Genomic DNA, 19,553 nt, shown 5'->3' on the forward strand with positions numbered 1-19,553 from the left:
TGCAAAATGGATATAAAGCAAGTTACTGAAACGATTGCCATGATTGAAGAACAGAATTTTGATATTCGAACCATTACCATGGGTATTTCACTCTTGGACTGTATTGACACAAATATTGATCGGGCGGCGGAGAAGATTTACCAAAAGATCACAACCAAAGCTAAAAATCTGGTGGCAGTCGGAGATGAAATTGCTGCTGAGCTAGGGATTCCCATTGTCAACAAGCGCGTTTCTGTCACGCCTATTTCCCTAATTGGGGCAGCGACCGATAGTGAGGATTATGTGCCGCTGGCAAAGGCGCTGGATCGAGCAGCAAAAGAAATCGGTGTTGACTTTATCGGTGGTTTTTCTGCTCTGGTGCAAAAGGGTTATCAAAAAGGAGATGAAATCCTTATCCGTTCCATTCCGCGAGCTTTAGCAGAGACGGATAAGGTTTGCTCCTCTGTCAATATCGGTTCAACAAAAAGTGGTATTAATATGACGGCAGTTGCAGATATGGGACGGATTATTAAGGAAACAGCTGAACTTTCTGATATGGGAGCTGCGAAATTAGTTGTTTTTGCGAATGCAGTTGAGGATAACCCTTTTATGGCTGGGGCTTTTCATGGTGTTGGCGAAGCAGATGTTGTGATCAATGTTGGTGTTTCTGGTCCTGGTGTCGTTAAGCGAGCTCTTGAAAAAGTTCGTGGTGAAAGTTTTGATGTGGTTGCAGAAACAGTTAAGAAAACAGCCTTTAAAATCACGCGGATTGGTCAATTGGTCGGACAGATGGCTAGTGAACGACTAGGTGTCAAGTTTGGAATTGTTGATTTGAGTTTAGCGCCAACACCAGCCATTGGTGATTCAGTGGCTCGTGTTTTGGAAGAAATGGGATTAGAAACGGTTGGTACGCATGGGACGACTGCAGCTTTAGCTCTGCTCAATGATCAAGTGAAAAAAGGCGGTGTTATGGCTTGTAATCAAGTTGGCGGTTTATCTGGTGCTTTCATTCCGGTGTCAGAAGATGAAGGGATGATTGCAGCAGTTCAAAATGGGTCTCTCAACTTAGAAAAATTAGAGGCTATGACAGCTATTTGCTCAGTTGGGTTGGATATGATTGCGATTCCTGCGGCAACGCCTGCTGAGACTATTGCGGCTATGATTGCAGATGAAGCTGCTATCGGCGTTGTCAACCAGAAAACGACAGCGGTGCGGATTATTCCAAAAGGCAAGGAAGGCGATATGATTGAATTTGGCGGGCTCTTGGGAACGGCTCCGGTCATGAAGGTCAATCAGGCTTCGTCAGCTGATTTTATTGTGCGTGGTGGCCAAATTCCAGCACCGATTCACAGTTTTAAAAATTAAAAAGGTCTGTATGACAGACTTTTTCTTTTGAAAGCGATATTGAAATGGGCAAAACGCAATTATACATTATTCGTCATGGGAAGATGATGTTTAATACCATTGGCAGAGCCCAAGGCTGGTCAGATACTCCTCTGACTACCGAAGGGGAACTAGGGATTCGTGAGTTGAGGATTGGACTGAGAGAATCAGGGTTGACATTTTCAAAAGCATTTTCAAGTGATTCGAGTCGAACCATTCAGACCATGGGGATTGTGTTGGAGGAACTTGGCTTAACCGGTCATATCCCTTATGCTTTTGATAAAAGAATCCGCGAGTGGTGTTTTGGCAGTTTTGATGGAGCTTATGGTGGCAATTTTTTTCATGGTGTGATTCCACGAGTGCTTGATGTAGAAGATTATAAGAAACTAAGCTTGCAGGAGTTGGCAGATGGTCTAGTAGAGGTGGACACGGCCGGCTGGTCAGAGACTTGGGAACAGTTGAGCGGTTGCATTTTAGAAGGATTTGCAGCTATTGCAAAAGATGTAGAAAGTTCTGGCGGAGGCAATTCTGGTTGTTAGTCACAGCATGACAATCGGTACTTTCGCTTGTTTGATTGATCCATCAATTATCTTAAATCCTGGTGTACAAAATGGCAGCGTAACGGTCGTAGAGTATGAAAATGGAAAATTCACCATTCAAACATTAGGAGACCTGTCTTACCGTCAAGTAGGTGCTAAGATATTGGAAGGACAAAAATAATTAAGAGAGACTGAAATGTTCCCTCGCTTTAAGATATAGCTGCTAGTTGCTTAAAGGTCTTCTGTGAGACTACAGAGAAACTTTTGGCCTTCAAGTTTGGAAATAGATTTAATAAAGAAAATGCCGTTTCCCTATTGACAACTTCAGATAGGTTAGTAGACTATTTGAATCATGTTAGGGTGAGACTATGAACTAAAAAATCAAATTTTAATTCAGTCTCATTCCTTTTTCATTCATCTCGCAAATGATTTTCTATAAAAAGTGATATAATGTAGTAAGAAAAACGGAGGTGAAATATGGCAAAGACAAAATTATATATTGTTCGCCATGGGAAAACGATGTTTAACACCATTGGTCGGGCACAAGGCTGGTCTGATACGCCTTTGACTGATGTAGGAGAACGTGGGATTCGTGAACTTGGAATTGGACTGCGTGAATCCAAACTTCAATTTTTAAAAGCCTTTTCTAGCGATAGTGGGCGAACCATACAAACTATGGGGATTATTTTAGAGGAACTTGGCTTGACAGAGCACATTCCTTATCGCACAGATAAACGAATCCGTGAATGGTGCTTTGGCAGTTTTGATGGAGCCTATGATGGCGAACTGTTTATGGGAGTAATACCCCATGTTTTCAACGTAGAGCATGTTCATCAATTGAGTTATCCTGAGTTGGCTGAAGGCCTAGTAGAAGTAGATACTGCAGGTTGGGCTGAAAGTTGGGAACAATTGAGTGGTCGCATTTGGACAGGATTTTCAGATATTGCTAAAGAAATAGAAGCTGCTGGTGGGGGAAATGCTTTAATTGTTAGCCATGGTATGACCATCGGAACCTTTGTGTATCTCATTAACCAAACGAGACCGCATGGTTTAGATAATGGCAGTGTGACTGTTATTGGTTATGAAGATGGCCAGTTTACCATTGACTGTGTCGGAGATATGTCTTATCGAGAGACTGGTGCCAAAGTAATGGAGGAAGAAGTTGAAACACGCTAAACATCGCAGAGAAAATCGAAGCCTAAGCATATTGGGTTAACAGTTCTGCTGTTAATTGTCTTGTGTCTGGCAGCTGGAGGAACGGCGATTTATTGCTGTCCATCCCTGTTTTAGAACCTTCTTGGCAAGATTCAGTTTTCGGGATCGTTTAGTAGTTCTGCTAAAAAGGGCTATTTTAGCTCAGAGAGTTCGCAGTCTGATTTGTCCAAGGTGTCTGACTGGAATTTGATTTTGGTTAATCGTGACAACCAGCAAGAAGAAAAGACGCCTGATCTGACTTAGATTGGAGAGGTACAGGTGGACAGCCGCATTGCTGAAAACACTCGGCAATTCCTAGCTGCAGCCCAAGCGATAACTCCGCAAGACACTCTAATCTCTGGCTATTGCAGCCGAGTAGAGCAGGGGGAACTTTATAACGAAAAAGTTGCTGGGGAAGTAACCAAAGGCTTGTCGAATGAAGAAGCAGTCAGCATCGTGTTGAAGCAGGTGCAGCTTCCAGGAGCCAGCAAGTATCAAACGGGCTTGGCTATTGATATGAGTGTTCCAGAAGGCCAGGAGGATGAACTAGCAGGCAAGATTGACCAACTAGCTCCCCAATATGGTTTTGTCCTTCGCTATCCGGATGGCAAGAGTGCCATTACTGGAGTTGATTTTGAGAACTGGCATTACCGCTATGTCGGTGTAGAGAATGCCCAGTATATGCAGAAGCACAATCTGGTTCTGGAAGAATATATCGCCCTACTTAAAGCAGCGGGGAAATAAAAAAGCAAGTCAGGTTTTCCTGGCTTTTTTTATTCTGATTTATCAGGATGCAGCTCTATAATCACTTATGCTTCTGACTTAAAGCTACAAGTATTGAAAGATAAAAACGAATCACTTTCTGTAAAAAATATTTATAAATTCTTGACAACTATATCGGACTGCGATATAATTTTTATATCAAGGTTCGATATATCGAGATAAAAGTGGGGTAAAAAGTGAGTGAGTTAACAGAAAAGCTTAGGCGGGTCTATGTGCCTATGACAGAGACAGGTTTTTATATCCTCTTCTGTCTTCAGAAAGAAAGGCATGGCTACAGTATTACTCAAAAAGTCAAGCAATTGACAGAAGGACAGCTATCTATTAGCCCAGGAACCATGTACGGAACCTTGGCAAAGATGGAAAAAGATGGTCTGATTGCCTTTGTTCGTGAAGAAGAAAAGAGAAAACTGTATTCTATCACGAAGCTTGGAAGACAGATTTTAGAGTTAGAAATCCAGCGGATTGAGCGCCTTTATCGCAATAGTAAGGAGGAAGTTTGATGGAAAAGAAAATTGTCTATAAAATCTTTACCATTGCAGACTATGACAGAGAAGCGGTTTATTTAAAAAACATGCATGGCCAAGGCTGGAAATTGAAAAAAGTAAGTTATTCTCCCTTTCTTGTTGCAGTTCGCTATACCTTTGAAGCATGTCTGCCTCAGGAAGTGGCCTATCAATTAGATTTTCGCCCCATAAAGAAAGCGGAACAAGAATCCTATTATCAACTGTTTGAGGATTGTGGCTGGGAGCATATTACAAACTTTAATCAGTTCTCTTATTTCCGCAAGCCAGTTTCTCAGATTGATGCAGACAGCAATCTTGAAATCTATAATGACGCATGGTCTAAGCTAGAAATGGTCAAGCGTTTGCTAGTGTGGCGGTTTTTGCCAGCCATCATGGTTTTGTGCGTCACTACTTATCTCATTCTAGATATTTTCCAGAAGAGTTTAAAAGCAAGTCTATTATTCAAATCAGTCTTAGCAATAGACTGTGTCATATTGCTTACTCTATTTTGTCAACTGGTTCATATTGCTTTGCATTTTTGGAAAATGAGGCAGGAACTGAAAGACTGATTGCAGTTTTGTTAAATACTCTTTTGAAAGCGAGGAAAACAATGAAAAAGACGATTATTGAAGTTCAAGGTATGAAAAAGAAGTTCAAGGAACAAGAAGCCTTGGCAGGAATCGATTTTTCCATCCGAGAGGGAGAAATTTTTGGCTTCCTAGGACCGTCTGGATCTGGTAAAACCACGACCATCAATATCTTGACTGGTCAGTTGTCTGCAGATGCCGGGATAGCCCATGTGCTGTCTGCACCGGTTGAGGATTTAAAAGCAGAAGTACTGGAGCAGATTGGGATTGTCAGCGATGGCAGTGGTTTTTATGAAAAGATGTCACTTTATAAAAATCTCAAGGCCTATGCTATGCTCTTTGGTGTTAAGATGACAGAAGTCGATGAACTTCTCCGAAAAGTGGGGCTCTATGATAGCCGCAACAAGGTAGCTGAAAAACTATCTACCGGCATGAAGCAGCGCATGTTACTGGTTCGTGCCTTGATTAATCGACCTAAACTGCTCTTCTTGGATGAGCCGACTAGTGGCTTGGATCCGTCAACCTCTCGCACCATTCACGAATTACTATTGGAACTAAAGGCTCAGGGGACAACTATTTTTCTGACGACTCATGATATGCAGGAAGCTACTCTTTTGTGTGATCGCTTGGCCTTGCTAAGTAAAGGGAAACTAGTCGAAATAGGCAGTCCGCATGATATTATCCAAAAGTATAATACAGATAAGAAAGTTTGCTTAGAGTACGCGGATTTATCAACTAAGACGGTGGCCCTTGAGGAACTGAAAGGCAGTTTGGATTTGTCCAATGTTATCAGTATTCATTCCTGCGAACCAACTTTGGAAGATGTTTTCATCACTTTGACAGGAGGTACCTTAAATGTCTAGTAAGTTAAAAGGTATGATTTGGCTGAGAGGTCAAGTGACACTAGCTAATAAAAGTATTCTATTGCAGGTTTTCATGCCGATTTTCCTCATTTTTCTCTATCAATTTATGTTTTCTCTAAATGGAGCAGGTCAAGAACTAGGAGCAGATAGACTGGCTACGATGCTGCTCAATATCTCTCTGCCATTTTCCTTAGCTATGTCTGTTGGGACGCCCATTATCATCATTCTAGCTGAGGAGAGAGAAAAACATAATTTGCAAAGTTTGCGCTTGGCTGGTGTGACAGCTGGTCAATACATTCTCTCTGTCTTAATCTGGCCAGCGATTATTGGAATTTTTTATATTGTCATTACTCCAATTTTGGTAGGAGCTAAGCTTTCTAATCATGTATTTAGCTATAGTTTGGTTCTCTTATTGACCATGCTGGTCTTAATTTTCTTCTTTTTAATGGTTGGTCTGTTTTGTAAAAATCAGGTCATGGCACAATCTCTTAGTGTTCCAGCTATGCTCTTGGCGGCATTTATTCCCATGTTTTCAAATATGAGTGAGGATTTATTTAAGGTGTTGCGTTATAGTTTTATGGGCTTATTTACTAGCTATATGAGAGATTGGTCTCATTTCCATTTATGGAGCGGAGAATTTTTGGCTCTTATAGTTTGGTTGCTTCTTTTTGCAGGAATTTCTTTCTATTTGATGCGCCATTTGCAAATTCTGGACGACTAATCTAGGTCGCTAGTCTGATTTTTAGCACTCTTGTAAAAAGAGTGCTAATTTTTTGAGTTTTTATCTTGACTTTGGTGTGGAAGAGTGTATAATAGAATCATGAGTTAGCACTCGAGTTGTTTGAGTGCTAATTGAGATTGGAATCTTGATTGGAGGTGATGCCGTGGTCACGGAGCGTCAAAATGAGATTTTGAATTTGATTATTGATATCTTTACCAAAACCCACGAGCCAGTCGGTTCCAAAGCGCTACAAGAGTCAATCAAATCAAGCAGTGCGACGATTCGTAATGATATGGCTATTCTTGAAAAACAAGGACTTTTAGAAAAAGCACACACATCAAGTGGACGTAAGCCTAGTGTTGCAGGTTTTCAATACTTTGTCAAACATTCACTTTCCTTTGATCGTCTCGCTGAAAATGAACTCTATGAAGTGATAAAGGCATTTGATCGTGAATTCTTCAAGTTAGAGGATGTTCTTCAACAGGCAGCAGATGTTCTTTCAATGTTGAGCGGATGTACAGTGGTAGCACTTGATGTAGAGCCAAGTCAACAACGCTTGACTGCTTTTGACATCGTGATTCTCAGCCAACATACAGCTTTAGCAGTTTTCACTTTAGATGAGTCCAATACGATTACCAGCCAGTTCATGATTCCTCGTAATTTTCTACGAGGTGATTTGGTTCAGCTGAAAGAATTGATTCAAGATCGTTTTTTAGGACAAACAGTTCTTAATATTCACTATAAAATCCGAACAGAGATTCCTCAGATTATCCAGCGTTATTTTACAACGACCGACAATGTTCTGGATCTTTTCGAGCATATCTTTAGTGATATTTTCAAAGAAAATGTCATTGTGTCTGGGAAGGTAAGATTATTAGATTTTGCAGATTTAGAGAGTTATCAGTTCTTTGATCAGCCTCAAAAAGTAGCTTTTGAGCTTCGAGATAGTTTAGCTGAAGATCAGATGCAAAGCGTGCGCGTGGCAGACAGTAGAGAAAGCTGTTTGGCTGATTTGACACTAATTTCCAGCAAATTCCTGATTCCTTATCGAGGTTTTGGGGTGCTGGCAGTTGTTGGTCCGGTCAATCTTGACTACCAACGGCTGGTCAGCCAGATGAATGTTGTCAACCGTGTGCTGACCATGAAATTGACTGATTTTTATCGATATCTGAGTAGTAATCACTATGAAGTCCATTAATTATAGTATAAATATTCCTAAAAAGGAGGTGCCTTGTGGCAAAACATAAACAAGAAGAACATTCAGAAGATGTAGAAGTAAAAGAGGAAGCTGTAGAAACAGCTGAACAAGTTGAATCAGTAAGTCCTGAAAAAACAGAATTAGAACTAGCTAATGAGCGTGCAGAAGATTTTGAAAACAAATATCTCCGTGCTCACGCTGAAATGCAAAATATTCAGCGCCGCGCTAATGAAGAACGCCAGCAGCTGCAAAGATACCGCAGTCAGGATCTGGCAAAAGCTATCTTGCCTTCGTTGGACAATTTAGAGCGAGCTCTGGCTGTCGAAGGGTTGACGGATGATGTCAAAAAAGGCTTAGAGATGGTGCAGGAAAGCTTGATTCATGCTCTCAAAGAAGAGGGTATCGAAGAAATTCCAGCTGACGGAGCGTTTGATCATAACTATCACATGGCCATTCAAACAGTTCCAGCTGATGATGAGCACCCTGCCGACACTATTGCGCAGGTCTTCCAAAAAGGCTACAAACTCCACGATCGTATTCTTCGACCAGCAATGGTGGTTGTTTACAACTGAGTGGTAAGTTTGACATCTTTTGTTTTGTCCGAAACGACAATAAACTATGAGGAAAGATAAGAGGCAAGCCGGAGGCTTGCAAGGAAGATATTTCCCGCCGTGGTGAAAGTTTCAGTAGCTTGTGCTACTGAAACAGGGGATTTTTGAGACAATAGGCTCAAAAATAAGTGATGAAATCCCGTAGGGAGTTGCTCACGTCCCCACCACTTAAGGGAAATATCAAAAATAGAAAATTAATTAACAAGGAGAAAAACACATGTCTAAAATTATCGGTATTGACTTAGGTACAACAAACTCAGCAGTTGCAGTTCTTGAAGGAACTGAAAGCAAAATCATCGCAAACCCAGAAGGAAATCGCACAACTCCGTCTGTAGTATCATTTAAAAACGGCGAAATCATCGTTGGTGATGCGGCAAAACGTCAAGCAGTGACAAACCCAGATACAGTGATTTCTATCAAATCAAAAATGGGGACTTCTGAAAAAGTTTCTGCAAACGGTAAAGAATACACTCCACAAGAAATCTCAGCTATGATTTTGCAATACTTGAAAGGCTATGCAGAAGAATATCTTGGGGAAAAAGTAAGCAAAGCGGTTATCACAGTACCTGCTTACTTTAACGATGCGCAACGTCAAGCAACAAAAGACGCTGGTAAAATCGCTGGTCTTGAAGTAGAGCGTATTGTCAACGAACCAACTGCAGCAGCTCTTGCTTACGGATTGGACAAGACTGACAAAGAAGAAAAAATCTTGGTATTCGACCTTGGTGGAGGTACTTTCGACGTTTCAATCCTTGAGTTGGGTGATGGTGTCTTTGATGTATTGGCAACTGCTGGTGACAACAAACTTGGTGGTGACGACTTTGACCAAAAGATTATCGATCACATGGTAGCTGAGTTCAAGAAAGAGAACGGCATCGACTTGTCAAATGATAAGATGGCTGTGCAACGTTTGAAAGATGCAGCTGAAAAGGCTAAGAAAGACCTTTCAGGTGTGACTTCTACGCAAATCAGCTTGCCGTTCATCACAGCTGGTGACGCTGGACCTCTCCACTTGGAAATGACTCTGACTCGTGCAAAATTTGACGATTTAACGCGTGACCTTGTAGACCGTACAAAAGAACCAGTTCGCCGTGCTCTTTCTGATGCAGGCTTGAGCTTATCAGAAATCGACGAAGTAATCTTGGTTGGTGGGTCAACTCGTATCCCAGCTGTTGTAGAAGCTGTTAAGGCTGAAACTGGTAAAGAGCCAAACAAATCAGTGAACCCTGACGAAGTAGTTGCTATGGGTGCTGCTATCCAAGGTGGTGTCATTACTGGTGATGTCAAAGACGTTGTCCTGCTTGACGTAACACCATTGTCACTTGGTATTGAAACAATGGGTGGTGTCTTCACTAAACTGATTGACCGCAACACAACGATTCCGACTTCTAAATCACAAGTCTTCTCAACTGCAGCAGACAACCAACCAGCCGTTGATATCCACGTTCTTCAAGGTGAACGCCCAATGGCAGCGGATAACAAGACTCTTGGACGTTTCCAATTGACAGATATCCCAGCTGCTCCTCGCGGAATCCCTCAAATCGAAGTAACCTTTGACATTGATAAGAACGGTATCGTATCAGTTAAGGCTAAAGACCTTGGAACTCAAAAAGAACAACACATTGTCATCCAATCTAACAGCGGCCTGACTGACGAAGAAATCGACCGTATGATGAAGGATGCAGAAGCGAACGCTGAAGCAGATAAGAAACGTAAAGAAGAGGTTGACCTTCGTAATGAAGTTGACCAAGCTATCTTTGCGACTGAAAAGACTATCAAGGAAACAGAAGGCAAAGGCTTCGACGCAGAGCGTGACGCTGCCCAAGCTGCTCTTGATGAACTTAAGAAAGCGCAAGAAGATAATAACTTGGACGACATGAAAGCGAAATTGGAAGCTCTTAACGAAAAAGCTCAAGCACTAGCAATGAAACTTTACGAACAAGCTGCTGCTGCTCAGCAAGCCCAAGCAGGAGCAGAAGGTGCAAATCAAGCAAATACAGGCGATAACAAAGGTGATGATGTCGTAGACGGAGAGTTTACGGAAAAGTAAGATGTTGAGGCGTTAGGAAAACGAAAGAAAAATAGGGAGCCATCGCCTTGTGCGATGCACAAAAGATAGCTTATCTTTTTTCCGAAGCTTTTAGCCGAAACTCAATTCAGCCTAACTCGTTAAGAATGATTAATCACTAAAGTGATTGTCATTCTACTGCAATCGCTATGGCGTCTTGCCTAAACGCTGTACTACTTCTAAAACAAAGTGTAATCGACTTTGTTTTAGAAGGTCGTAATGATAAGAAGAAATCCAGAGGTTGCAGCCCAGCCTCTGTTTTTCGGTAAGAAAGAAATTGGAATGGAAACTTCCGGTTCTTTCTTATACTAAATTAGAAAGGAACTGAACCCGACCTAAATTCTCAGAAAAAAGAGAAATCAGCCTAGGAGCATCACTCCGTCGCCTGATTTCCTATTTTTCAGTTGAATTTTACGGTCTTGGTATCTTACATGAACAATACAGAATATTATGACCGTCTAGGCGTCTCCAAGAATGCTTCTCAAGACGAGATCAAGAGAGCCTATCGGAAATTATCTAAAAAGTATCATCCGGACATCAATAAAGAACCAGGTGCTGAAGAAAAATATAAAGAAGTCCAAGAGGCTTATGAAACCTTGAGCGATGAGCAAAAACGGGCAGCCTATGATCAATATGGTACCGCAGGTGCTAATGGCGGCTTCGGCGGTGGAACTGGCGGTTTCGGAGGCTTTGATGGTTCTAGCTTTGGTGGTTTTGAAGATATTTTCTCTAGCTTCTTTGGCGGAGGTGGTTCAACTCGCAACCCGAATGCACCTCGTCAAGGGGATGACCTTCAATATCGGGTCAACCTGAAGTTTGAAGAAGCCATTTTTGGTACAGATAAAGAAATTAAATATCATCGTGAGGCCACCTGCCATACTTGTCATGGTTCGGGTGCGAAACCAGGAACTAGTCCAGTCACTTGTAGTCGCTGTCACGGAGCAGGAGTGATTAATGTTGATACGCAAACTCCTCTTGGTATGATGCGTCGCCAAGTAACTTGTGATGTCTGTCATGGGCGAGGGCAAGAAATTAAAGAACCTTGCCAAACCTGTCACGGAACAGGGCATGAAAAACAATCTCATAGTGTCCATGTAAAAATCCCAGCAGGTGTTGAAACTGGTCAACAGGTTCGCTTGTCTGGACAAGGTGAGGCTGGCTTTAATGGTGGTCCTTATGGTGACCTTTATGTCGTAGTTCAAGTTGAGCCGAGCGACAAGTTTGAGCGAGACGGATCTACCATTTACTACAAGCTCAATCTCAACTTTGTCCAAGCAGCTCTTGGCGACAGTGTGGATATTCCAACTGTTCACGGAGATGTGCAATTAACCATTCCAGAAGGAACACAAACAGACAAACGATTCCGTCTGCGTGGTAAGGGAGCACCGAGTCTGCGCGGTGGAAGCATGGGTGACCAGTATGTAACTGTCAATGTTGTGACGCCGACTGGCCTCAACGATCGTCAAAAAGCAGCACTGAAAGAGTTTGCAGAAGCTGGTGATATTAAAGTCAATCCAAAGAAAAAGGGCTTCTTTGATAAAATGAAAGATGCTTTTGAAGGAGAATGAAATAAACGGGGATCACACTGTTCCCCGTTTTACTGTTCTTTATTTCTTGTAATGATGTGTTGCACGCCCGAATTTAATTCGTTTAAAATGTGCGGAATGAAATTTGGAAATACCTTGTAATTTTCTAATTCTTGAATAGGAATCCAGTAAACCTGTTCATTCCCTATTTGGTTTTGAAATTGTTTCCCTTTAGATTTCATAAGATAGTATAGGCAAATCTCATGACAATCTAATCCTGTTAAAACACCACTTGAATTTGAAAAGAAATTTTCATGAAGACAAACCAAACGGTCAATTGCATACTGATGTCCCGTTTCTTCTATAATTTCTCGCAAGATAGCTTCTTCTGTTGTTTCACCAAATTGAACGGCTCCACCAACGGAGTAGGCATAGTCTTCGGTAGTGTTTTGTATAAAGCAAACAGCTTCTTCTTCAATAATGATAGCAGCTACTCGATAGCGAAAACGCTGCTGTCCATTTGTGTAACTAATATCTGCTGGCATTTATTTCTCCTTAGTTGCTTTATTGTATATTCTTTCGTTAATCTTGTCAAGTTAAACTGTACCCATACAGTTTAACTTTTATAGTCTTGCGATGAGCATTTTTTCTTGTTACAATAAACACATGACACGATACAAAGCGATTATTTCTTATGATGGCCATGATTTTGCTGGTTTTCAGCGACAACCTCATGAACGTAGTGTACAGGAAGAAATTGAAAAGACCTTGATCAAAATCAATGGTGGAAAACAAGTTGTTATCCATGGAGCTGGACGCACGGACAGTGGTGTTCACGCTTTGGAACAAGTCATTCATTTTGATTTGCCACAAAAAAGAGATGAAGAAAAGCTACGTTTTGCTCTTGATACACAGACGCCAGAAGACATTGATTTTATTAGTGTAGAAGAGGTGGATGATAAGTTTCATTCCAGATATTGGAAACATAGCAAAACCTATGAATTTATAGTAGATATTGGACGCCCTAAAAATCCCATGATGCGTCATTATGCAACACATTATCCTTATCCACTTGATTTAAAACTGATGGAAAAAGCAATCGTAAAGCTAGAAGGAACTCATGATTTTACGGGATTTACAGCTTCAGGGACTAGTGTAGAAAATAAAGTTCGAACAATTACAAGAGCACGTTTAGAGTTTGATGAAAATCGTAATTTTCTGATTTTTACCTTCTCTGGTAATGGATTTTTATATAAGCAAATTCGCAATATGGTTGGAACATTGCTGAAAATTGGGAATGGACGAATGCCGGTTGAGCAGATTGATAGAATTTTAATAGAGCAAGATCGTCATTTGGCTGGTCCAACAGCGGCTCCAAACGGACTTTATCTAAAGGAGATACGGTATGAAGAATAATTATATTTTAGCTATATCAGGGAATGATATTTTTAGTGGTGGTGGCTTACATGCTGATTTAGCAACTTATACAGTCAACCGGCTTCATGGTTTTGTAGCGGTAACTTGCTTAACAGCTATGACAAAGCAAGGTTTTGAGGTTCTTCCGGTAGATACAACAATCTTTGCTCAGCAGCTCGATTCTCTCAAAAATGTGCCTTTTTCAGCCGTTAAGCTAGGCCTTTTGCCAAATGTAGAGCTGGCAGATTTAGCTTTAGATTTTGTGAAAGCTCATGTTAATATTCCAGTTGTACTGGATCCTGTCTTAGTTTGTAAAGAAAATCATGACGTTGAGGTCTCGGCACTTCGAGATGAATTACTAAAATTCTTCCCTTATGCCAGCATTATCACACCAAATTTGCCAGAAGCTGAGCTCTTGGTTCAAAAAGAGTTGCGAACGGTGGAAGACGTAAAAGAAGCGGCTAGAACTCTCTATTCCTTAGGGGCTAAGACTGTTGTTATCAAAGGAGGGAATCGTCTAGATTCTCAAAAAGCAGTTGATGTTTTTTATAATGGAGAGCAATTTCAAATTCTGGAATCACCTGTTTTAGACAACAATAACACAGGTGCTGGCTGTACCTTTGCTTCCAGCATTGCCAGTCAGCTTTTGCTAGGAAAATCCACTTTTGAAGCGGTTCAAATTTCAAAAGAATTTGTTTACCAAGCTATCCAATACTCAGATCAATATGGGGTCGTTCAATATGAAAAAGAATCAGACGTATAGACTTGTCCTTTTATCCATGATTGCTGCGTTGACAGTTGTTTTGGGCTACTATTTAAAAATTCCAACACCAACGGGGATTTTAACGTTCCTTGATGCGGGGATTTTCTTTACTGCTTTTTACTTTGGTAGAAAAGAAGGAGCAATTGTTGGTGGTTTAGCTGGATTTCTCATTGATTTGATTTCTGGCTATCCACAGTGGATGTTTTTTAGCTTGCTTTTTCATGGCCTACAAGGATATTTTGCAGGTTTGAAAGGGAAAAGTCGCTATCTCGGCTTGCTATTAGCTACTCTTGTTATGGTAGGAGGATACGCTCTCGCATCTACTATCATGCACGGTTGGGGAGCAGCTTTCCCAGAAGTGTTCCCTAACTTTTGTCAAAACACTTTGGGGATGCTTGTTGGAGCTATCTTAAATAAGGTGATGACCGATATTTTAGGAAAGTATGATTGAAGATTTTGAGGTGAAATTACCTAGATTTTTAGAATGAAGTGCAGTAATCAAGAGTATCTTTAATTTTTTGTCAAACAAAGGCTAATGTCTGACTTAGCCATCTACGTGGGAGTAGTGGAGCAGCGAAAGTGATTTTTGCTCCACTCTTTTTAAATGTTTATTTGTAAAAATGTTTAGAATGGTTTATGATAGGGATGAAAAGAGGTGGAATGATGGATTTACAAGAATTGAAAAAACAAACTGAAACCATTTTGGCAGATATTTTAGAGAAATCGGCACTTTCTTCAGGTGATATTTTTGTCCTTGGTTTGTCATCTAGTGAGGTGACTGGAGGGCATATTGGGAAAAATTCCAGTCAAGAAGTGGGAGAAGCTATTGTCAAAACTATGTTGGATACGTTGTCGGTTCGCGGAATTTACTTGGCGGTTCAGGGCTGTGAACATGTGAATCGCGCTTTGGTCGTGGAGAAAGAATTAGCGCAAAAACAAAACCTGGAAATTGTCAATGTGTTGCCAACTCTTCATGCTGGTGGAAGTGGTCAATTAGCAGCTTTTAAATATATGAACAACCCAGTTGAAGTGGAATTTATTACGGCTCAAGCAGGGATGGACGTCGGAGATACGGCAATTGGTATGCATATTAAGCACGTCCAAATTCCGGTACGACCAATTTTGAGAGAACTCGGAGAAGCGCATGTGACCGCACTTGCCAGTCGACCAAAACTCATCGGCGGAGCACGAGCTGCTTACCAAAAGGATAAAATCCGGAAAGTGTAAAGCGAAAAATCAGCAAGTTGTTGGGAAATGGCAAATTTTCATTAGAAAATTTGTGAATTAATGTGTATTTATGGTATAATTGATTGTATTCAATAAATTTTAAGGAGAAATGACAGAATGTCTGTATCATTTGAAAGCAAAGAAACAAATCGCGGAGTTTTGACATTTACAATTAGTCAAGAACAAATCAAGCCAGAATTGGATCGCGTATTTAACTCAGTTAAGAAAAATCTGAATGTACCAGGTTTCCGTAAAGGTCATCTTCCACGGCCAGTGTTTAACCAAAGATTTGGGGAAGAAGCTCTTTACCAAGACACGTTGAATGCTCTTCTCCCAGCTGCTTATGAGGCGGCAGTTAAAGAAGCAGAAATCGAAGTTGTCGCTCAACCACAATTTGATGTGACGTCTATGGAAAAAGGTCAAGATTGGACGATTACTGCTGAAGTGGTTACAAAACCTGAAGTAAAATTAGGTGAATATAAAAACTTAGAAGTATCTGTTGATGTCTCTAAAGAAGTATCTGATGCAGATGTAGATGCAAAAATTGAACGTGAACGTAATAACTTAGCAGAACTTGTATTGAAAGAAGATAAGGCTGCTAATGGTGATACAGTTGTAATTGATTTTGTTGGAACAGTTGATGGTGTTGAATTTGATGGTGGAAAAGGAGATAACTTCTCACTTGAGCTTGGAAGCGGTCAATTCATTCCAGGCTTTGAAGATCAATTGGTTGGGCATGCTGCTGGTGAAACAGTGGAAGTAAATGTAACATTCCCAGAAGACTATCAGGCAACAGACCTTGCTGGTAAAGATGCTAAGTTCGTAACCACAATTCACGAAGTCAAAGAAAAAGAAGTTCCAGCATTGGATGATGAACTTGCTAAAGACATCGACGAAGATGTTGAAACACTGGATGAATTAAAAGAAAAATATCGTAAGGAATTAGCTGAGTCAAAAGAAACTGCTTTTGACGATGCCGTTGAATCTGCAGCGCTGGATCTTGCTGTAGAAAATGCAGAGATTATCGAATTGCCAGAGGAAATGGTTCATGAAGAAGTTCATCGCTCTGTAAATGAGTTTCTTGGAAATATGCAACGACAAGGTATTTCACCAGATATGTATTTCCAAATTACTGGCACAACTCAAGAAGATCTTCACAAGCAACATGAAGCTGATGCCGAAAAACGTACTAGGACTAATCTTGTGATTGAAGCTGTTGCAAAAGCAGAAGGATTTGAAGCGAGCGATGAAGATATTGAATCAGAAATTTCATCACTTGCAACTGACTACAATATGGAAGTAGAGCGTGTTCGGCAACTTCTTTCAGCAGATATGTTGAAACATGATATTACTATTAAAAAAGCCGTTGAATTGATTACAAGTACTGCAACAGTAAAATAATCTAATGAGACATAAGGCAAGTTCAGTCGGAGGTTCGGCTGAATTGCCTTTTTGCTTCTTTTTATATAAAAGTAGAAATCGTGTTGGTGAAAAAGAATGATTTTATTGAATGGAGGGTAAAATTCTTTTGACGAAAGAAGATTTTTATCGTACAATAAAAAGTAGCGAAAATTGAACAATTAAATTTTTGGGAGCTAATGCGGGCAAAAGCTCTCAAACCTTAGAAGGAGATCAACTTTGGAATTAGAAGTATTTGCTGGACAAGAAAAAAGTGAGCTTTCTATGATTGAAGTGGCGCGTGCTATCTTAGAGACACGTGGTCGTCATCATGAAATGTATTTTAACGATCTTGTCAATGAAATTCAAAATTACCTTGAAAAATCAAATAGTGATATTCGTGAAGCATTGCCACTCTTTTATACAGAATTGAATGTGGACGGTAGTTTCATTTCTCTAGGGGATAACAAATGGGGCTTGCGTTCCTGGTATGCCATTGACGAAGTAGATGAAGAAATCATTACACTTGAAGAAGATAATGAAGAAGCTCCTAAGAAACGGAAGAAGAAGCGTGTGAATGCCTTTATGGACGGAGATGAAAACGCCATTGACTATAATGACGATGATCCAGAAGACGAAGATTCATACGAAGCGGATCCTGCTCTCAATTATGATGAGGACAATTCAGACGATGAGAAAAGCGAAGTGGAAGCTTACGATGCTGAAATTAACGAAATTGCACCTGATGATTTAGATGAAGAAGTCGAACTCAATGAAGAAGATGAGGAGTACTCAGATGATGAGGTGGATTCAGAGGATGAAGAATAGTTAAGTCCGCTAACGTTTGCTTCTGTTCTTATTTGACAAAAAATTTATTCTGCGTTATTATAATATCGGGCACTTCTTTTAAGAAGTCAAAAGCTCCCTAGCTCTAGGGAGCTGTTTTTGTTTTTACTATTAGGGATGAACACGCCTGAAAGCGTCGAAAAGAGAGAAGGTGATTTGTGATGGTTGCTTCCTATTTTCGTGTGTTTTCTAAACGAGTTTTGTATCTTAGATAAGGAGAATTTATGGCAACAAAATATATTTTTGTTACAGGTGGTGTAGTTAGTTCGATCGGCAAAGGGATTGTGGCAGCAAGTCTCGGTCGTCTTTTGAAAAATCGGGGTCTTAAGGTAACCATTCAAAAGTTTGACCCATATATCAATATTGACCCAGGAACAATGAGCCCTTATCAACACGGAGAAGTGTTTGTGACAGATGATGGTGCAGAAACTGACTTAGACCTTGGACACTATGAACGCTTTATTGATATTAACTTAAACAAATATTCTAATGTGACAACGGGTAAGATTTATAGTGAAGTTCTTCGCAAAGAACGCAAAGGTGAATATCTTGGTGCTACTGTTCAGGTCATCCCACATATTACAGATGCTTTAAAAGAAAAAATTAAACGTGCGGCAACAACAACCGATTCAGATGTTATCATTACCGAGGTTGGTGGTACTGTAGGAGATATTGAAAGTTTGCCATTCTTAGAAGCACTTCGTCAAATGAAGGCAGATGTTGGTGCAGATAATGTCATGTATATCCATACGACGTTGCTTCCTTATCTGAAAGCTGCTGGGGAAATGAAAACGAAGCCCACTCAGCATTCTGTAAAAGAATTACGTGGACTTGGAATTCAACCGAACATGCTTGTTATTCGTACTGAAAAACCAGCTGGCCAAAATATTAAGAACAAATTGGCACAATTTTGTGATGTAGCACCAGAAGCAGTGATTGAGTCCTTGGATGTGGAACATTTGTACCAAATTCCGCTCAATCTGCAAGCGCAAAATATGGATCAGATCGTTTGTGAACATTTGAAGTTGGATGTTCCAGAAGCAGATATGACAGATTGGTTTGCTATGGTTGATAAAGTCATGAATTTGAAGAAAAAAGTCAAAATTGCTCTGGTTGGGAAATATGTGGAATTACCAGATGCTTATATTTCTGTTGTGGAAGCTCTCAAACATTCTGGTTACGCCAATGATGCAGAAATTAAATTGAGCTGGGTCAACGCAAATGATGTCACGACTGAAAATGTTGCCGAATTGCTAAAAGATGTAGACGGGATTATTGTGCCTGGTGGATTTGGTCATCGTGGAACGGAAGGAAAGATTGCGACGATTCAATATGCTCGTGAAAATGATGTGCCAATGCTTGGAATTTGCCTCGGCATGCAGTTGACTTGTGTCGAATTTGCTCGCCATGTGCTAGGATTTAAGGACGCTAATTCTTCAGAATTGAACCCTGATACGCAACATCCTGTTATTGATTTGATGCGTGATCAGATTGATGTGGAAGATATGGGAGGGACACTTCGCTTAGGACTTTATCCGTCTAAACTAAAACGTGGATCCAAAGCAGCTGCAGCTTATGATAATCAAGAAGTTGTTCAGCGTCGCCACCGCCACCGTTATGAATTTAATAATGAATTCCGTCAACAATTTGAAGATGCCGGTTTTGTATTCTCAGGAGTTTCACCGGACAATCGCTTGGTGGAAATTGTTGAAATTCCAGAAAATAAATTCTTTGTAGCTTGTCAATACCACCCAGAATTATCTAGCCGTCCTAATCGTCCAGAAGGACTTTATACAGCTTTTGTTACAGCAGCAGTTGAAAATAGTGAAAATAAATAGAGCGAGACAGACTTTCATGACTGCAATTATGAAAGTCTGCTTAGCATCATTCTTTCATAAGAGAATTTTATCGGTAGAATGAACCAATACAATATTTTTAATGAGATCTA

The 19,553-nt window shown here is 40.5% G+C and carries 18 protein-coding genes and 2 pseudogenes; 19 read left to right on the top strand and 1 reads right to left on the bottom strand.

The genetic code is table 11. From position 1 onward, the window contains the following. Positions 1 to 6: 6 nt before the first annotated feature. The 12 genes and pseudogenes from HMPREF1654_RS07660 to dnaJ all read left to right on the top strand — a co-directional run bounded on the left by HMPREF1654_RS07660 (position 7) and on the right by dnaJ (position 11,997). Entirely contained in the window at positions 7 to 1,344 is a 1,338-nt protein-coding gene (locus HMPREF1654_RS07660; RefSeq protein WP_003075870.1) for a PFL family protein, read from the top strand. Positions 1,345 to 1,388: 44 nt separating this feature from the next. Further along, positions 1,389 to 2,082 (top strand): annotated as a pseudogene (locus tag HMPREF1654_RS07665) (histidine phosphatase family protein). Between the two features lie 296 nt (positions 2,083 to 2,378). Further along, entirely contained in the window at positions 2,379 to 3,077 is a 699-nt protein-coding gene (locus tag HMPREF1654_RS07670) for a histidine phosphatase family protein (RefSeq protein WP_003076144.1), read from the top strand. Further along, positions 3,064 to 3,839, top strand: a pseudogene (locus HMPREF1654_RS07675) (M15 family metallopeptidase). Before HMPREF1654_RS07670 ends, HMPREF1654_RS07675 begins: the two are co-directional and overlap by 14 nt. Before the next feature lie 215 nt (positions 3,840 to 4,054). Next, positions 4,055 to 4,378, top strand: coding sequence for a PadR family transcriptional regulator (locus HMPREF1654_RS07680; RefSeq protein ID WP_003076067.1), 324 nt, complete (start codon positions 4,055 to 4,057; stop codon positions 4,376 to 4,378). Then, positions 4,378 to 4,950: a DUF2812 domain-containing protein gene (locus HMPREF1654_RS07685; protein ID WP_003075794.1), complete on the top strand. Its 573-nt coding sequence runs from the start codon at positions 4,378 to 4,380 to the stop codon at positions 4,948 to 4,950. Before HMPREF1654_RS07680 ends, HMPREF1654_RS07685 begins: the two co-directional genes overlap by 1 nt. Positions 4,951 to 4,991: 41 nt before the next feature. Continuing rightward, on the top strand, positions 4,992 to 5,831 hold the full coding sequence (locus HMPREF1654_RS07690) for an ABC transporter ATP-binding protein (protein ID WP_003075994.1): 840 nt from the start codon (positions 4,992 to 4,994) through the stop codon (positions 5,829 to 5,831). Next, positions 5,824 to 6,552 carry an ABC transporter permease gene (locus tag HMPREF1654_RS07695; RefSeq protein ID WP_003076125.1) on the top strand — a complete coding sequence of 243 codons (729 nt, stop codon included), beginning with the start codon at positions 5,824 to 5,826 and terminating at the stop codon, positions 6,550 to 6,552. The genes HMPREF1654_RS07690 and HMPREF1654_RS07695 overlap by 8 nt, the downstream gene beginning before the upstream one ends. 163 nt (positions 6,553 to 6,715) lie before the next feature. After that, positions 6,716 to 7,750: a heat-inducible transcriptional repressor HrcA gene (gene hrcA, locus HMPREF1654_RS07700; protein ID WP_003076012.1), complete on the top strand. Its 1,035-nt coding sequence runs from the start codon at positions 6,716 to 6,718 to the stop codon at positions 7,748 to 7,750. Positions 7,751 to 7,785: 35 nt separating this feature from the next. Further along, entirely contained in the window at positions 7,786 to 8,322 is a 537-nt protein-coding gene (grpE, locus tag HMPREF1654_RS07705) for a nucleotide exchange factor GrpE (protein ID WP_003076098.1), read from the top strand. A gap of 256 nt (positions 8,323 to 8,578) precedes the next feature. Beyond that, positions 8,579 to 10,411, top strand: a complete 1,833-nt coding sequence (gene dnaK, locus HMPREF1654_RS07710) for a molecular chaperone DnaK (protein WP_003075788.1) — start codon at positions 8,579 to 8,581, stop codon at positions 10,409 to 10,411. Positions 10,412 to 10,860: 449 nt separating this feature from the next. Further along, positions 10,861 to 11,997, top strand: a complete 1,137-nt coding sequence (gene dnaJ / locus HMPREF1654_RS07715; RefSeq protein WP_003076212.1) for a molecular chaperone DnaJ — start codon at positions 10,861 to 10,863, stop codon at positions 11,995 to 11,997. A 29-nt stretch (positions 11,998 to 12,026) separates the two neighbouring features. Here dnaJ and HMPREF1654_RS07720 read toward each other — a convergent pair whose 3' ends face one another. Beyond that, positions 12,027 to 12,500, bottom strand: coding sequence for an NUDIX hydrolase (locus HMPREF1654_RS07720; RefSeq protein WP_003076100.1), 474 nt, complete (start codon positions 12,498 to 12,500; stop codon positions 12,027 to 12,029). A gap of 121 nt (positions 12,501 to 12,621) precedes the next feature. Here HMPREF1654_RS07720 and truA point away from each other — a divergent pair, with 121 nt between their 5' ends. From truA to HMPREF1654_RS07755, 7 genes are all read left to right on the top strand, one after another. Beyond that, positions 12,622 to 13,371: a tRNA pseudouridine(38-40) synthase TruA gene (truA, locus tag HMPREF1654_RS07725; protein ID WP_003075892.1), complete on the top strand. Its 750-nt coding sequence runs from the start codon at positions 12,622 to 12,624 to the stop codon at positions 13,369 to 13,371. After that, a complete protein-coding gene (locus HMPREF1654_RS07730; RefSeq protein WP_003075840.1) occupies positions 13,361 to 14,134 on the top strand; it encodes a bifunctional hydroxymethylpyrimidine kinase/phosphomethylpyrimidine kinase in 774 nt (257 codons plus the stop codon). The genes truA and HMPREF1654_RS07730 overlap by 11 nt, the downstream gene beginning before the upstream one ends. Next, on the top strand, positions 14,112 to 14,585 hold the full coding sequence (locus HMPREF1654_RS07735) for an ECF transporter S component (RefSeq protein ID WP_020999100.1): 474 nt from the start codon (positions 14,112 to 14,114) through the stop codon (positions 14,583 to 14,585). Before HMPREF1654_RS07730 ends, HMPREF1654_RS07735 begins: the two co-directional genes overlap by 23 nt. Before the next feature lie 212 nt (positions 14,586 to 14,797). After that, a complete protein-coding gene (locus HMPREF1654_RS07740) occupies positions 14,798 to 15,361 on the top strand; it encodes a TIGR01440 family protein (protein ID WP_003076053.1) in 564 nt (187 codons plus the stop codon). A 117-nt stretch (positions 15,362 to 15,478) separates the two neighbouring features. Then, positions 15,479 to 16,762, top strand: coding sequence for a trigger factor (gene tig / locus HMPREF1654_RS07745; protein ID WP_003076133.1), 1,284 nt, complete (start codon positions 15,479 to 15,481; stop codon positions 16,760 to 16,762). 237 nt (positions 16,763 to 16,999) lie between these two features. Continuing rightward, positions 17,000 to 17,587, top strand: a complete 588-nt coding sequence (gene rpoE / locus HMPREF1654_RS07750; protein ID WP_003076017.1) for a DNA-directed RNA polymerase subunit delta — start codon at positions 17,000 to 17,002, stop codon at positions 17,585 to 17,587. 242 nt (positions 17,588 to 17,829) lie between these two features. Further along, the gene (locus HMPREF1654_RS07755) at positions 17,830 to 19,443 is read left to right on the top strand and encodes a CTP synthase (RefSeq protein ID WP_003075819.1); all 1,614 of its coding nucleotides are present in this window, start codon (positions 17,830 to 17,832) and stop codon (positions 19,441 to 19,443) included. Positions 19,444 to 19,553: the final 110 nt, after the last annotated feature.

Source organism: Streptococcus intermedius SK54 = ATCC 27335, assembly GCF_000413475.1.
Classification (GTDB): domain Bacteria; phylum Bacillota; class Bacilli; order Lactobacillales; family Streptococcaceae; genus Streptococcus; species Streptococcus intermedius.